Annotated in this window: 15 protein-coding genes; 10 read left to right on the plus strand and 5 right to left on the minus strand. The window is 41.1% G+C overall.

Annotated elements, in window-relative coordinates; all coding sequences use genetic code 11:
• Positions 1-171 precede the first annotated feature (171 nt).
• Together FTV34_RS09540 and FTV34_RS09545 are read right to left on the minus strand one after the other, a co-directional pair.
• A complete protein-coding gene (locus FTV34_RS09540; RefSeq protein ID WP_034170792.1) occupies positions 172-573 on the minus strand; it encodes an NUDIX domain-containing protein in 402 nt (133 codons plus the stop codon).
• The gene (locus tag FTV34_RS09545; protein ID WP_166135108.1) at positions 570-1,160 is read right to left on the minus strand and encodes a TIGR00730 family Rossman fold protein; all 591 of its coding nucleotides are present in this window, start codon (positions 1,158-1,160) and stop codon (positions 570-572) included. Before FTV34_RS09545 ends, FTV34_RS09540 begins: the two co-directional genes overlap by 4 nt.
• 519 nt (positions 1,161-1,679) lie before the next feature.
• Between FTV34_RS09545 and FTV34_RS09550 the strand changes: the two genes are divergently transcribed.
• The 9 genes from FTV34_RS09550 (at position 1,680) to glmS (ending at position 11,636) form a co-directional block, all read left to right on the plus strand.
• Positions 1,680-2,648 (plus strand): alpha/beta hydrolase, encoded by a 969-nt coding sequence (locus FTV34_RS09550; RefSeq protein ID WP_166135105.1) that lies wholly within the window; start codon positions 1,680-1,682, stop codon positions 2,646-2,648.
• Between the two features lie 336 nt (positions 2,649-2,984).
• Positions 2,985-4,496, plus strand: a complete 1,512-nt coding sequence (locus FTV34_RS09555) for an aldehyde dehydrogenase family protein (RefSeq protein ID WP_180070010.1) — start codon at positions 2,985-2,987, stop codon at positions 4,494-4,496.
• A 412-nt stretch (positions 4,497-4,908) separates the two neighbouring features.
• Complete coding sequence (gene ribBA, locus FTV34_RS09560; RefSeq protein ID WP_180070012.1) at positions 4,909-6,030, plus strand: bifunctional 3,4-dihydroxy-2-butanone-4-phosphate synthase/GTP cyclohydrolase II; 1,122 nt, start codon at positions 4,909-4,911, stop codon at positions 6,028-6,030.
• Between the two features lie 11 nt (positions 6,031-6,041).
• Complete coding sequence (ribE, locus tag FTV34_RS09565) at positions 6,042-6,512, plus strand: 6,7-dimethyl-8-ribityllumazine synthase (RefSeq protein ID WP_180032247.1); 471 nt, start codon at positions 6,042-6,044, stop codon at positions 6,510-6,512.
• 4 nt (positions 6,513-6,516) lie between these two features.
• On the plus strand, positions 6,517-6,966 hold the full coding sequence (nusB, locus tag FTV34_RS09570) for a transcription antitermination factor NusB (protein WP_005233270.1): 450 nt from the start codon (positions 6,517-6,519) through the stop codon (positions 6,964-6,966).
• Positions 6,967-6,983: 17 nt separating this feature from the next.
• On the plus strand, positions 6,984-7,901 hold the full coding sequence (gene thiL, locus FTV34_RS09575; RefSeq protein ID WP_180070014.1) for a thiamine-phosphate kinase: 918 nt from the start codon (positions 6,984-6,986) through the stop codon (positions 7,899-7,901).
• Positions 7,902-7,923: 22 nt separating this feature from the next.
• On the plus strand, positions 7,924-8,400 hold the full coding sequence (locus FTV34_RS09580; RefSeq protein ID WP_051069698.1) for a phosphatidylglycerophosphatase A: 477 nt from the start codon (positions 7,924-7,926) through the stop codon (positions 8,398-8,400).
• A 20-nt stretch (positions 8,401-8,420) separates the two neighbouring features.
• A complete protein-coding gene (gene glmU / locus FTV34_RS09585; RefSeq protein WP_179992745.1) occupies positions 8,421-9,785 on the plus strand; it encodes a bifunctional UDP-N-acetylglucosamine diphosphorylase/glucosamine-1-phosphate N-acetyltransferase GlmU in 1,365 nt (454 codons plus the stop codon).
• Positions 9,786-9,797: 12 nt separating this feature from the next.
• Positions 9,798-11,636 carry a glutamine--fructose-6-phosphate transaminase (isomerizing) gene (glmS, locus tag FTV34_RS09590; protein WP_180002650.1) on the plus strand — a complete coding sequence of 613 codons (1,839 nt, stop codon included), beginning with the start codon at positions 9,798-9,800 and terminating at the stop codon, positions 11,634-11,636.
• 56 nt (positions 11,637-11,692) lie between these two features.
• Here glmS and FTV34_RS09595 read toward each other — a convergent pair whose 3' ends face one another.
• A complete protein-coding gene (locus FTV34_RS09595; protein ID WP_180070016.1) occupies positions 11,693-12,757 on the minus strand; it encodes an acyltransferase in 1,065 nt (354 codons plus the stop codon).
• A 143-nt stretch (positions 12,758-12,900) separates the two neighbouring features.
• On the opposite strand from FTV34_RS09595, the gene FTV34_RS09600 reads away from it, so the two are divergent.
• Positions 12,901-14,271 (plus strand): phosphomannomutase CpsG, encoded by a 1,371-nt coding sequence (locus tag FTV34_RS09600; RefSeq protein ID WP_180070018.1) that lies wholly within the window; start codon positions 12,901-12,903, stop codon positions 14,269-14,271.
• Positions 14,272-14,349: 78 nt separating this feature from the next.
• Here the strand turns inward: FTV34_RS09600 and FTV34_RS09605 are convergent, their stop codons facing one another.
• On the minus strand, positions 14,350-15,225 hold the full coding sequence (locus FTV34_RS09605) for a beta-1,6-N-acetylglucosaminyltransferase (protein ID WP_180070020.1): 876 nt from the start codon (positions 15,223-15,225) through the stop codon (positions 14,350-14,352).
• A 6-nt stretch (positions 15,226-15,231) separates the two neighbouring features.
• Positions 15,232-16,248: a UDP-glucose 4-epimerase GalE gene (galE, locus tag FTV34_RS09610; protein ID WP_180070022.1), complete on the minus strand. Its 1,017-nt coding sequence runs from the start codon at positions 16,246-16,248 to the stop codon at positions 15,232-15,234.
• Positions 16,249-16,262: the final 14 nt, after the last annotated feature.

The raw sequence follows: 16,262 nt of genomic DNA on the forward strand, positions 1-16,262 counted from the left end.
TGCACTTCATACAGGTTTAAGCATCTAATTCATCCAAGCAATTAATGATAAAAAACCATAAAAAAAGCCCATTTGAGGGGAAATGGGCTTTTGTAAACATCAATGTTAACGCTCTAATATGACAATCTGGTTAAATTTCATATCTATAGATTAAATTTTTTTGAGATCCCATTAGATTCCCAATAGTTGCTTACACCATGGAATTGAAATATCCCGAGTTAAAGGGGCTAAAGGCAGGTCTGGATGATTAAGATCAACCCATTGCATTTCCGCAAGTTCAGCCTGAACCTGAGGCTGACTTTTTAACTTAACCTGATACAAATAACTGACCAGCGAATGATTCAATTCGTTCGCAGCCACGGTTTCATATTTGCCAATATAAGACAGTATTTCCATCTCACAGCCTGTCTCTTCCAGAACTTCCCTAGAAAGTGCAGCTTCAGGCAATTCATTGGGTTCCAGCTTTCCGCCCACATGCATAAAGAAATCGGTATCTTTTTTACGAACCAACAAAATCTGATTCTGTTCATTCAGAATGATAGCCGCAGCAATCGTAATCACTTTATTACTCATACCGATTCTACTGCCTTTACACTTTTATTCCATTTCGGTTCAGGCGCATGATAATGCTCCAAAGCATCCAAAACTTCCTCAATTGAACTTGAGGAAATCAAGGCATCGGTAAAACGTGACTGGGTAAATCCAGCCTCAGTCGTTTTCATCAAGAAATTCAGCAATTCATCATAAAATCCATGGATATTTAAAAATGCACAAGGCTTCTGATGAAGGCCCAACTGCCCCCAGGTCAACTGCTCAAAAATTTCTTCTAAAGTCCCCACCCCGCCCGGCAAAGCAATAAATGCATCCGCCAGATCAGACATTTTTGTTTTACGTTCATGCATATTTTTCACCACATGCAGCTCTGTTAACAGCGGATGGGCCAATTCTGCATCGACTAGATTTTGTGGAATTACTCCAATGACTGTTCCACCAGCATGTAATGCACTATCAGCCACAACACCCATCAGTCCAGCTCGGCCGCCACCATAAACCAGCGTGATTCCCCGTTTCGCAATAGACTCACCCAAAGCTTGGGCCTGCTCTTTAAAATTTTCGCTATTCCCCATAGCTGAACCACAAAAGACTGCAATAGATTTCATTTTTTATCCCCTCATCGATCAACATATTCTAACTGCATTAAAATAAAAAAATTGTCTTAAAAACAAGCAAAATAACCATAATCGGCTAATTTATCGAAGCGCATGATTCAGAATAAATTCTCACTTCTACAGAAAAATACGGATAATTTTCAGTCAGACTTGTACGCATTGACTTACATCGATTCCGGTTCTTTACGGCTATCCCAAATAGTGGAATTTTCCTATGATACTTACATCAGGAACAGGAAGTTCCATATAACAATGACAATAGATAAGCACAAGGATTGTAAGGTACGACAGGAGTTATACCGAGCTAACCAATACGAAAAACCCCGGCAGGATGCCGGGGTTTTTTATTAATTTTTATTTAGTTAATCAGGCTGCCAATGACCTGAAATTTTATATTTGACTATTCTCTGAATGGTACTACTGATCTCGAATGGGTAAGACAGCAGGATTTGACAAATGCAAGCCAATCCACAAGGATAAGTGAATAAAAATAATCATGAGTAGAACAATATGTCCCATCCGCTTTCCAGCCTTGAATATCAACCTGATATTCTGGGTGAAGGTTATGAACAGGCCACTTTAGAATTCCCGCCAGATACTGAAGGCACAGTAGTTGCCACACTGATCCGCAAAAAGGCAGACCAACCGACCTCTAAAGCTGTCCTCTATATTCACGGCTTTATTGATTATTTTTTCCAGACTGAAATGGCAGAGCGTTTTAATCAGCAAGGTTTTGATTTTTATGCACTGGATTTACGTAAATACGGCCGATCCTATCTGTCCCATCAGAAACTTTATAATGTCTATCATCTTTCAGAATATGATGCAGAAATCAGCCAGGCTCTTGAAATTATTGGACAGGAAGGCCATGACACGGTTTTACTCAGTGGCCATTCTACCGGCGGATTAATTACTACTTTGTATGCAGCACATCATCCAGATCATCCCTTAATTAAAGGCTTATGGCTCAATAGTCCTTTTTATGACTTTAATATGACGCCTTTTGAGAAAAAGTTTCTGGTGCCTAAATTGAGCCGTCTGGGAAAACGTTTTCCGGAAATGCTATTTCCTAGCCGCTTAAATCGTCATTATGTGCCTAGTCTGCATATCAGCTATCAGGGTGAATGGCATTTTGATCTGGAATGGAAAAAACCTAGCTATCACTGGGTGCGTCTGAGTTTTGTACATGCCATTCACGAAGCACAAAAAGAAATTCATCAGGGTGTACGTTTAAATATTCCGACTTTGCTGATGCATGCCCATAAAACCACTTATCCCCTACGTTTTAACCGTAATGCTCAAACCAGTGATGTGATTCTTCAGGTACGCGACATGATTGAACATGCGCAGAAAATCCAGGGCGATGTGCAACTCTGTTCGATTCAAAATGGGATACATGATCTGGTTCTTTCAGAAAAACCAGTCCGTGAGCAGGTCTATCAGCAGCTATTTCAATGGCTGGAAAATAAAGCCCTATAAGCCAGATGAATAAGATAGGTAGCAAGCTCTGCCTGTCTTATTTTTCAATAATTTTATTTACCTATTTTTCCTGGATATGAAATAAAAATATCAAGCTGATCAGTAATGCTTTTCACATACTAAAATCATTTCATTATAAAAATAAGATATTGAAATCTATAAAGATAATTAATTCTATTTTTATCCAAATGTTGCCTTTTGTAGCAAGCTTGTAAGTATTTATCCTGCGATTTTTTTCCCTCTCTATAGTAGAGCTGAGATGTTGAATCTGAGGGCTTTTGCAGGACAGAAGTGATTCGGCATTCATCAATAATAATCATATCAAGGAATAGAATTATGCGTTATGCAGATCCCAATACTGACGGTTCAAAAGTGCAATTTAAATCCCAATACGAAAACTTCATTGGCGGCAAATGGGTCCCACCAGTCAAAGGTGAATATTTTGATAATGTCTCCCCCGTAGATGGAAGGGCCTTTACCAAAGTTCCACGCTCATCAGTGGAAGATATTGAACTGGCGCTCGATGCGGCTCATGCCGCCAAACAGCAATGGAATAACAGCTCCCCTACTACCCGTTCCAATATTTTATTAAAAATTGCCGACCGACTTGAGGAAAATCTTGAGTTACTAGCAGTTGCAGAAACTTGGGATAACGGTAAGCCGATCCGTGAAACTTTGGCAGCGGATATTCCTTTAGCCATTGACCATTTTCGTTATTTTGCCGGCTGCATTCGCGCCCAGGAAGGCGGCATCTCGGAAATTGATGAAGACACTATTGCTTATCATTTTCATGAACCATTGGGTGTCGTGGGTCAGATTATCCCGTGGAACTTCCCGATTCTGATGGCTGCCTGGAAACTGGCACCTGCCCTTGCAGCCGGAAACTGTATTGTGCTGAAACCTGCTGAACAGACACCGGTGAGTATTTTAGTGCTGGTCGAACTAATTCAGGATCTGTTGCCTGAAGGCATATTAAACATCGTGAATGGTTATGGCGTGGAAGTCGGCCGTCCACTGGCGACTAATCCACGGATTGCCAAGATTGCCTTTACCGGTTCGACCGCTGTGGGTCAGCTGATCATGCAATATGCGACTGAGAATATTATTCCCGTCACGTTAGAACTTGGAGGGAAATCTCCGAACCTGTTCTTTGCTGACATCATGGATCAGAAAGATGATTTCCTGGAAAAAGCTCTGGAAGGCTTTACCATGTTTGCCCTGAATCAGGGTGAAATCTGTACCTGTCCATCACGCGCCCTGATTCAGGAAAGTATTGCCGACCAATTCCTGGAACTTGCAGTAGAGCGAGTGAAAAAGATCAAGACTGGTCATCCCCTGGATACCGAGACCATGATCGGGGCTCAGGCTTCTCAGGAGCAGCAGGACAAGATTCTCGGCTGTATTGCTACTGGCCGTGAAGAAGGTGCGGAAATCTTGTTAGGCGGCAATGAGCGTCAGGAAGTGGGACAAGGTTTTTATATCGAGCCAACGATTTTTAAAGGTTCCAATGACATGCGGACCTTCCAGGAAGAAATTTTTGGACCGGTACTGGCGGTGACCACATTCAAAGACTTCGATGAAGCCATCAAGATTGCCAATGATACGATTTATGGACTCGGCGCCGGTGTCTGGTCACGTTCAGCACATACTTCTTATCGTGCTGGTCGTGCCATTCAGGCCGGTCGGGTCTGGACCAACTGCTATCACATCTACCCGGCTCATGCAGCCTTTGGGGGATATAAAAAATCCGGGATTGGCCGCGAAAACCATCGCATGATGCTGGATCATTATCAGCAAACCAAAAACCTGTTAGTGAGTTATTCAACCAAACCAGCAGGTTTCTTCTAAACTGATCTGAACTCAGGTGGACTTCGGTCCACCTGATTCATTCATTATTTCAAACAGAACTTTAAACTGATTGGTAAAAAATTTATAAAGAGAGTCATGAGGATATATTTGTATTTTTAAGGGCTGTATTAAACGAATAAATAAAACTGCATAAAAAATAAGGGATTATTTTTAGTTATGTTGATTTTAAATAAGTTTGTCATTTTTTATGCTTTCTGATCGTTTAAAAATCCAGCATAAAGCCTGTGCTTTCATTTAAAGTCGACTTTTCATGCTACGCAAGACTGTGTATAACAATGAACCCCTGAGGGAAAGCAATAAGCATAGGCAAAATTGCTTAAAAAGCGTTAGACTATGCAGTAATAATGTCATGATTCGGTCTGGTATAGATCAAAAAAGAAGGTGAAGGTTGATGCCGCTCAATACAGTTGAAGAGCTTGTAGCAGATATCCGTGCAGGAAAAATGGTTATCCTGATGGATGACGAAGACCGTGAGAATGAAGGCGATCTGGTGATTGCTGCGACCCACGTGCGTCCTGAAGACATCAACTTTATGATCACCCATGCACGTGGCCTGGTTTGTCTGACTTTAAGCAAAGAACGTTGCCAGCAGTTAAATCTACCCTTGATGGTGGATGCCAACGGCGCTCAGCACGGAACCAACTTCACCCTTTCAATTGAAGCAGCCAACGGCATTACTACCGGTATTTCTGCAGCTGAACGTGCGCACACTATTCAAACTGCGGTGGCTGCACATGCCAAACCAAGTGACATCGTACAACCAGGGCATATCTTCCCATTGATGGCACAGCCAGGTGGCGTATTGCACCGTGCTGGTCATACTGAAGCAGGTTGTGATCTGTCTCGTCTTGCGGGTCTGGAACCTGCATCTGTAATCTGCGAGATCATTAAAGAAGACGGCACTATGGCGCGTCGCCCAGATCTTGAAATTTTCGCAGAAAAACATAGCCTGAAAATGGGGACTATTGCTGATCTGATCCATTACCGTATGACCAATGAACAAACGGTTGAGCGTATCGATCAGCAAAGTATTGATACTGAATACGGCAGCTTTGACCTGTACCGCTATCGTGAACTGGGTAATCCGGATATCCATCTGGCCTTGGTCAAAGGTGAGCCTAAAGAGGGCGTGACCACAGTGCGTGTACATGGTTTTAACCCGACCCGCGACTTGCTCAAACTGAACAAGCAAGACGGTGAACCGGCCTGGAATCTGGACCGTGCCTTAAAAGAAATTTCAAACAGTGATCGTGGTGTTCTGGTCTGGATTGGCCAGCGCCATTTACAGGACTTAGGCCCTGCCCTAGATGCACTTACAGCACCAAAAAATGTAAAGTCCAATGCTGCACTTTCCCAGCAGTATCAGACGATTGGGGTCGGCGCACAAATTTTGCGTGACCTCGGCGTGGAAAAAATGAAGCTGCTTAGCTCTCCATTACGTTTCAATGCCCTGTCCGGCTTTAACTTAGAAGTGGTGGAATACATCACCGCACAACAAACATCAGAGAAATAATCGAGGTTCCTATGGCAGTTCGCCGTATTGAAGGTATGTTGCATCTCGCGAACGAAGACCGTTATGCGATTTTAGTTGGCCGTTTTAATAGCTTTGTTGTTGAACATCTGTTAGAAGGTGCCATTGATACATTGAAACGCCATGGCGTATCAGACGATAATATCACTGTTGTTCATGCACCTGGTGCCTGGGAACTTCCTGTGGTTGCGAAAAAACTGGCAGCTTCAGATCGTTTCGATGCCATCATCGCGCTGGGCGCTGTGATTCGTGGCAGCACGCCTCACTTCGATTTTGTAGCTGGTGAATGTGCCAAAGGTTTGGGCGTAGTTGGCCTGGATACTGGCTTACCAGTGATTAATGGTGTATTGACTACGGATAGTATCGAACAGGCGATTGAACGCTCGGGTACAAAAGCAGGTAATAAAGGTAGTGAAGCTGCCCTGACTGCTATTGAAATGGTTAACTTGTTAAAGGCTATTTAACGCTATGTCGCAAACACTTCAAGCAACTTATGCAGCAAAACGTAAAGCACGTCGCTTTGCTGTACAAGGAATTTATGAATGGCAGATGAGCCACAATCCGGTGCATGAGATTGAAGCACGTACACGTGTGGACAATGCGATGCACAAAGTGGATCTCAGCTATTATCATGAATTGTTGACTCAAGTGGTTGCCAATCATGAAGCATTGGATGCTTTGCTTATCCCTGTGCTGGATCGCGAACTTTCTGCACTTGATGGTGTAGAACTCGCTACACTTCGCCTAGGCGCCTATGAACTCAAAGAACATCTTGAGATTCCATATCGTGTCGTTCTGGATGAAGCAATTGAGTTAGCTAAACACTTTGGCGGTGCAGACAGCCATAAATACATCAATGGTGTATTAGACCGTTTAGCGACAACTTTACGTGCAGCAGAAAAACAGCAAGCCAACTAATCTAGTCGAATTGTTGTATGGCTGAGTTTTCGATTATCGATACCTATTTTAATCGTCAGAATAAAAATTCTGTCGATTTAGGCGTTGGCGATGACTCAGCCTTGCTCACCCCTCCTCCACAGCAACAACTGGTCATCTGTGCCGACACCCTCGTTGCTGGACGTCATTTTCCTTTAGACACCGATCCTCATGCGATTGGCTGGAAATCTGTCGCTGTTAATCTTTCTGATATTGCAGCCATGGGCGCGACCCCGCATAGTATTTTACTCGCCTTGAGCCTACCCCAAATTGATCATGACTGGTTAAAAGCCTTTAGTCAGGGTCTCTATGATTGTTGCGATCAATTTGGTGTGAGCTTAATTGGTGGTGATACCACACAAAGTCCTCATTTGACCTTATCTGTGACTGCCCTGGGCTGGGTAGAGATTGGTAAAGCTGTACCCCGTTCAGGTGCCAAGCCTGGTGATCTGATTTGTGTATCCGGTACAGTGGGTGATGCTGCTTTTGCTTTAAATCATCTTGGTCATCCATTACAGAAACGTCTGGATTATCCAACCCCACGCTGTCAGTTGGGTACTGCCTTAAAAGGCCTAGCCAACAGTATGATTGATGTCTCGGATGGCCTCGCACAGGATCTGGGACATATTCTCAAAGCTTCTCAGGTAGGAGCGACTTTAGGACTTGAAAAGTTACCGATCAGTCCTGCCCTGCAGGCATTAAATGATGAACAGCGTTGGCAATACGCACTCGCGGGTGGTGATGACTACGAGTTATGCTTTACAATAAGCCCGCAAAACTATGAAAAATTATTGCAAAAACAGCTGGATGTTTCGATTAGTATAATTGGCTCCATTCAGCAGCAACACGGTTTAACTTTTGAAAAAGATGGCGTAGATCATTCACTTCAATTTAACGGATATCAACATTTTGCATAAACCTGCGATCAATTTTAAAAGCATGTCATGGATCAACCGGCTCATTGTCTTTAGTGGGGTAGGATTTGGTTCTGGTCTGGCGCCTAAAGCGCCCGGAACTTTTGGTTCAGCTTTTGCACTTTTATTTGTACCCATCTGGCTCTACTTAGGTTTTGTAAATAGTCTTTTTGCCATTGTCATCATGTCCCTGGTTGGCATATATATCTGTGGCCAAACTGCCAAAGTCATGGGTGTGCATGATGATGGACGTATTGTCTGGGATGAGTTTGCAGGACAATCCATCACCTTTTTGCCACTGATCTATTTAGGTCAGATGAACTGGTTATGGCTACTCATTGGCTTTGCCCTGTTCCGATTATTTGATGTCTGGAAACCTTGGCCGATTCGAGTCATTGACCGTCAGGTTGGGGGTGGTTTCGGCATCATGCTGGATGACATTATCGCTGGCCTCTGGGCAGCACTTTGTATTTGGATTTATTTTTACTTTACGATGGCTTAAGCCATATCTAGGATTAGAACATGTCTACGACTGTGATTATTCTTGCTGCAGGTAAAGGAACCCGTATGCGTTCCAACTTACCGAAAGTATTACAACCGCTTGCAGGACGACCTTTACTCGGCCATGTGGTCGACACAGCAAAAAAACTCAATGCAGACAATATTATTACCATTTATGGTCATGGCGGTGAGCAGGTTCAGTCCGCATTTGCAGACCAGGATATCCGGTGGGTAGAGCAGGCTGAACAGCTTGGTACCGGTCATGCCGTACAAATGACACTACCTGTTTTGCCTAAAGATGGTATTTCACTAATCCTGTCGGGTGATGTCCCTTGTATTAGCCAGCAGACGCTTCAGAATCTGCTTGATGCTACTCAAGAGCAAGGCATTGGCCTGGTGACATTAACGCTTGCAGATGCCAGTGGTTATGGTCGTATCGTACGTAAAGATGGTCAGATTCAAGCCATTGTTGAACATAAAGATGCTTCTGAAGAACAGCGTCAAATTAAAGAAATTAATACCGGTATTTATGCGGTCAGTAATGCCAAGTTACATGAATGGCTTCCACGTTTAAGCAATGACAATGCACAAGGTGAATATTACCTGACGGATATCGTGGCAATGGCACTGGCAGATGGTATGAGTGTTGCATCTGTAGAACCTGAGCTGGCTTTTGAAGTGGAAGGCGTCAATGACCGTGTACAACTGGCTGCTTTAGAGCGTCAGTTCCAGGCTTATCAGGCAAAACAGCTGATGCAGCAAGGTGTACATCTGATTGACCCAAGCCGTTTTGACTTACGTGGTCAACTCACTGTTGGTAAAGATGTGCGGATCGATATCAATGTCATTATCGAAGGTAATTGCGAACTCGGTGATAATGTTGAAATTGGTGCAGGCTGCGTAATTAAAAATACCAAGATTGCTGCAGGCACCAAAGTTCAGCCATATAGCATCTTTGATCAGGCAATTGTGGGTGAAGAAGCACAAATTGGTCCATTTGCACGCTTGCGTCCAGGGGCAAAACTGGCAGCTGAAGTCCATATTGGCAACTTTGTTGAAGTGAAAAACTCTAGTATTGGTCTAGGTTCCAAAGCGAATCACTTCACTTACTTAGGTGATGCTGAAGTCGGTAGCGGTTCCAATATTGGTGCAGGAACGATTACCTGCAACTATGACGGTGCCAACAAATTTAAGACCATCATTGGGGATCATGCTTTTATTGGTTCTAACAGCTCTCTGGTTGCACCGGTCCAGATCGGTAATGGCGCGACAGTGGGAGCGGGTTCAACGATTACCCGTGATGTGGCAGAGAACAGTTTAGCGGTAGAACGTTCCAAGCAATTTGCCAAAGAAAACTATCAGCGTCCGCAAAAAATCAAGAAATAAGAGGAAGTTAGTATGTGTGGTATCGTCGGTGGCATCGCGGAACGTAATATCAGCAATATCTTAATTGAAGGCCTAAAACGTCTTGAATACCGTGGCTATGACTCTGCGGGTCTGGCCTTAATCAATAATAGCCAGGTGCTACGTGAGCGCCGTGTGGGTAAAGTCGCGAATCTTGAGCAAGCTGTGAATGAATCACAGATTAATGGTTCATTAGGCATCGCGCATACACGCTGGGCAACTCATGGTAAACCGACTGAAAACAATGCTCATCCCCATATTTCGGGTAATGTTGCTGTGGTTCATAACGGTATCATTGAAAACTACCAGGAGCTAAAAGATGATCTTGAAGCTTTAGGCTATGTGTTCACTTCACAAACTGATACTGAAGTGGTTGCCCATTTAGTCAACGATGCACTGAAATCTACCCCTAGCCTGCTTGAAGCTGTTCGTCAGGTTGTACCACAGCTGAAAGGCGCTTATGCACTCGGGATCGTACATACAGATCATCCAGATGAACTGATTACCGTACGTGAAGGTTCACCACTGGTCATCGGTGTCGGTATTGGCGAGAACTTTATCAGTTCTGACCAATTGGCTTTATTACCAATCACGAATCGCTTTATCTATCTTGAAGAAGGTGATATTGCACGTCTGACCCGTACTACCATTGAAGTATTTGTGGATGGTCAACTGGTAGATCGCCCAGTGAAAGAACTGGATGCCACCGTGAGCAATGCCTCTAAGGGTGAATATAAGCACTATATGCTCAAAGAAATCTATGAGCAGCCTGAAGCGCTAAAACAGACTATTTCACAAGCCTTGAATGGCAATACCTTGCGTGAAGATTTTCTGGTGAATGCGGAACAGGATTTTTCAACAATCCAGCAAATCCAGATTATTGCCTGTGGTACCAGTTACCATGCCGGCATGATTGCCAAATACTGGTTTGAACAGCTGATTGATCTGCCTTGTCAGGTCGAGATTGCCAGTGAATTCCGCTACCGTACGCCAGTGATTGTCAATAATACACTCTATGTGTGTATTTCTCAGTCAGGTGAAACAGCCGATACCTTAGCTGCTCTGCGTGATACCCAAAAACGTGCTACATCAAAAGGTGTAAATATTACGACGATGACGATTTGTAATGTTGCAACTTCTTCAATGGTACGTGAAACAGATTACAGCCTGCTGACTTTAGCGGGTCCTGAAATTGGTGTGGCTTCGACCAAAGCCTTTACCACCCAGCTCGCAGCTTTGATGTTACTGGTACTGAAAATCGGTACAGTGAAAAATGCCATTTCAGCTGAACAGATGACTGAGATCACGACTGGACTATGGCATATGCCTAAGGTACTGCTAGATACTTTAAGTCATGATGATGAAATTCTGCGTCTCTCTGAACTCTTTGTAGAGAAACAGCATTGTCTGTTCCTAGGCCGTGGTACACACTTCCCGATCGCACTGGAAGGTGCACTAAAGTTGAAAGAAATTTCTTATATTCATGCAGAAGGTTATGCGGCGGGTGAGCTGAAGCACGGTCCATTGGCTTTAGTAGATAATGATATGCCAGTAGTAATTCTGGCACCGCAAGATGACATGCTGGATAAACTGAAATCCAATATGGAAGAAGTTCAGGCACGTGGTGGTGAATTATTTGTCTTCGCTGATGAAAATAGCGGCATTAAAGCCAAAGAGCGCCAGCATGTCGTGCATATTCCTGAAGTAAACGCTGTTTTAGCGCCAATTGTTTATTGTATTCCAGTACAGCTACTGTCTTACCATGTGGCAGTCCTGCGTGGTACTGATGTTGACCAGCCACGTAATCTGGCAAAATCAGTAACAGTTGAATAATTCATAAAATTAGCCTGTTATATGAGGATATTGATTACTCTCATATAACAGGTTAACTATATATTTCTTAAATTCTGAATAAATATTTTAATCTTTAATATCCATATAGAATTTGATTTAAATGAATTCTTAACTGTCCTATTTAAAGGGACTTCAATAAATTTATTTACATAGTATCCAATAAAAATACAGATCACATATAAAAATAAAGCAAAATTAAGATTCTGAAAAAAGTAATAGCTTATATATAACTTTGTTCCTATAACCAGTATGAATGGGTGACTCAGATAAATAGAATAAGACGTGTTCCCTAATCTATCTAAAATATTTACAAATTTATGATAATGGTTTTTAAAAAAGCTTTCCAAACCAATCACACCAACCACACATAAAAAGGCTGGCACTCCTCTGTCCAAAGCACGACCAAATCCAGTTTCAAACACATTAAATATATTCTGAAAGAAAATAAATGCAGTTCCTAATAGAATCAGAATAATATTCAGCACAAAGTTTAAATTGCATTCTATATAAATGAGATATGCACAAATACCCAAGGCATACTCCAAAAGAATTACATTAAAAAAGAATACTTTATCTAAATTTAATACCAATATCCCTACAGCAGGTAAAAAGGTTAATACCGCTATTAATGCAATATAATTTATTTTATTTCTAAAAAAATAGAGAGATAAAGCAAAAATGATATAGAAATAAACATCATAACTTAGGGTCCAGCCATTTTGAACAAGGAACTTATGCTCCCCTGGAATTAATAAATAAGAAGCTATAATATTGGTATATCCACCACTCATATTAACGAGTTCAGGGTTATATAAAAAAATACAAAGAGCCACAGTGGTAAAAAACCAATAGAGAGGCAATATTCTTTGCATACGCCCTTTTAAAAATTTTACAGGGGTTATATTTTTTTTAGCTGTCGTTAAACAGATAATGAACCCGGACATTACGAAGAAAATATCAACACCTGGCCCTCTAAATCGATACCATTCTAAGGACAGGATATTATACTGATGAACTTTATTTTCTATATGACTGAGCAAGACAAAACTTGCAGCAATAAATCTCAATATATTAATTGAATATAATTTATTATTAGACATATTTTTCGTCCTTATAATTTTTCTAATACAATACTTTATTTTTCAAATGAAACATTATTTTAATATTATGTAACCAGCTGAATGGTAAAAATCTTTATTTGGGTTAGAATATATTTTTCAATTGTACTCTTAAATAATAAATTATGAAAAAACTTTCTTGTTTCAAAGCTTATGATATTCGCGGCAAGTTAGGTACCGAATTAAATGAAGATATCGCCTACCGCATTGGTCGTGCCTATGGACAGATTTATCAACCCAAAACCGTTGTAGTTGGCTGTGATGTACGCCTTAGCAGTGAAGACTTAAAACAGGCGACCATTCGTGGTTTAAATGATGCAGGTGTCGATGTCCTCGATTTGGGCATGACCGGCACTGAAGAAGTTTACTTTGGTGCATTTCATCTGGATGTTCAAGGTGGCATTGAAATTACTGCCAGTCATAATCCGATGGATTATAACGGAATGAAACTGGTCCGTGAAAATGCCCGTCCGATTAGCGCAGATACCGGCCTTAAAGACATTCAGGCACTGGCTGAAAATAATGAATTCGCTGAAGTTACAAGTAAGGGTACGACAGAAAAATATAATATCCTGCCTGAATTTGTCGAGCACCTGATGAGTTATATTGATCCAGCAAAAATCCGACCAATGAAGCTGGTGGTGAATGCAGGTAATGGTGCAGCGGGTCACGTGATTGATGCAATTGAGATTAAATTTAAAGAACTCAATATTCCAGTCGAATTTATTAAGATTCATCATGAGGCGGATGGTAATTTCCCGAATGGTATTCCTAACCCGATTCTGATTGAAAATCGTGCCAGTACACGTGATGCGGTGATTCAACATTCAGCTGACATGGGTATTGCTTGGGACGGCGATTTTGACCGTTGCTTCCTGTTTGATGAAAAAGGGCAGTTTATTGAAGGCTATTATATTGTCGGTCTACTGGCACAGGCCTTCTTGCTAAAACAGGCTGGCGAAAAAATCGTACATGATCCACGTCTGGTCTGGAATACTTTTGATGTTGTCGAACAATATCAAGGAACAGCTATTCAGTCGAAATCAGGACATGCTTTTATTAAGGATGTCATGCGTGAGCACAACGCAGCCTATGGTGGTGAAATGAGTGCTCATCACTATTTCCGTGATTTTGCTTATTGTGATAGTGGCATGATTCCATGGCTGCTTGCCATCGCGGTTTTATCTGAAACCGGAAAATCACTATCTTCCCTAGTTGAAGAGATGATTGCCAAATTCCCATGTTCGGGTGAAATCAACTTTAAAGTCGCAGATACTCAGGCGACGATCCAAAAAATCTTTGATCATTATGCCGACCAGCAACCAGAAATCGATCAGACAGATGGCGTTAGCCTGAACTTTGGGGCGTGGCGCTTTAATGTTCGTGCTTCCAATACTGAACCTTTACTACGCTTAAATATTGAAAGCCGTCGTGACCAGAACCCTCGTCCAATGCAATCTTATGTAGATGAGCTCACCCAGTTAATTCAGGGATAATTTTAACTATTAGAAAAAACTTTAGAAAAGTCCCCCCTTCAGATTAGACGAACTGTCCATTTTGAAGGGGGCTTTTTATTATGAATATTGAAAATATTGTTTGAGCAGATTTATATCGATATTTGCCTTCACTTTTCTGGCAAATAACATGCCTGATTGTTTCATCTTATCAAAATCAGACTCATCTAGAATTTTGGGATAATCTGGTCCTGACATCCAGTCGATATATCTTAATCCCCCTTCCCATACTTGTTCCTCATATTCCGGATGGTAAATTCTTTCCTGAAAATATGAATTCTGAATAATGGTGTGAAAATATACTTCATCGGCACACAGTGATTTTCTAAAGGCCAAATCATAGCCTTTATTATTTTTTATAAAATCTAAAATATATTGAACCGCCTGATAGCTTAATATAAACCATAAAGATCCTTTATATAGTTTTGGCAATCTTTCTATATTTTGAGTATAGAAACCAAGCCTATGTAAAAGAATAATTAACTTACATTTTATTTTTTCTAAAACTGACTTTTCTTTAATAAAAAAGAAATCTGGATATAAATACTTAATCCGGCTTCTTGGATCTGCTTGAAGTTCATAACCGATATATTCCTGATCACTGCTTAAAAGATATTTTTCTATACTTTCAATAGGCATTAAAGGAATATCATCACCAGACAATAAAGAAAAATACCTGTAGTCAAATTGGCTGGCATAATTTAAAAGTTTTAGAGTGGCCTCAATTTGAGTATAACTACCCCAATGTACATCCACTCTTTCTTTCAAAAATTCTATTTGTGAGCTGCTTGGTAACGATTTTTTTATGTGATCAAGATCTGATTTTTTATCTACATGAATTAAAATTTTACTATTAGGACTTTTAATCAGCTCATTTACAAGATAAACAAGTGGATTAGTTAATTGATGACACATAATCCCATAAATAAAATTCATATTTTATTATCCATATCCATGGGGATTCTGCTTTTGCCATTTCCAGCTATCAGCTAGCATATCCTCCAAACCATACTGTGGTGCCCATCCTAATTCTTCTATTGCACGTTTATTATCTGCAAATGAAGTTGCCACATCACCTTCACGACGTGATACAAATTCAAATGCAATATTTATTCCATTTACTTGTTCAAAAGTATTTTTAACTTGAAGAACTGAACTTCCATTCCCTGTGCCAATATTCCAAGCTCTACATCCTTGAGATGTTAGTCGGTTGTTTAATGCACATAAATGTGCATTAGCTAAATCAACCACATGAATATAATCACGTACTCCAGTCCCATCTACTGTGTCATAGTCATTACCAAAAATAGATAGTTTTTCACGACGACCTACAGCGACTTGAGTCACATAAGGCATTAGATTATTTGGAATCCCTCGTGGATCTTCTCCAATCTGGCCACTTTTATGTGCACCCACCGGGTTAAAATAACGCAATAAGGCAATTGACCAACGTGTATCTGCAATCGCTAGTTTTTCTAGAATCTGTTCTACAATTAATTTAGTATACCCATAATTATTACTTGGCATACCTGTTGGCATTTCTTCATTTAACGGAGAAATATTGGCTTCGTCATAGACAGTTGCAGACGAGCTAAATACCAGTTTAAAAACCTGAGCTCGCTCCATCGCTTGCACCAGGCTAATTGAACCAGCAATATTATTATCAAAATAAGCTAATGGAATTTGTTGACTTTCACCAACTGCTTTTAAACCAGCAAAATGAATCACCGCATCAATGGTATTTTCCTGGAATATTCGATCTAGGATCTGACTGTCTCGAATATCACCTTCGACAAATTTCAGGCTTTTTTGAGCCAACTGCTGGACACGATTTAAAGACTCAACCGAGCTATTGGATAAATTATCCAATACTACGACGTCATGCCCAGTATTTAATAGTTCCAAGCAGGTATGTGAACCAATATAACCTGCTCCACCCGTTACTAAAATTTTATCCATATCTTTCCTAATTC

Source organism: Acinetobacter sp. YH16038, from assembly GCF_013417275.1.
Lineage (GTDB): Bacteria > Pseudomonadota > Gammaproteobacteria > Pseudomonadales > Moraxellaceae > Acinetobacter.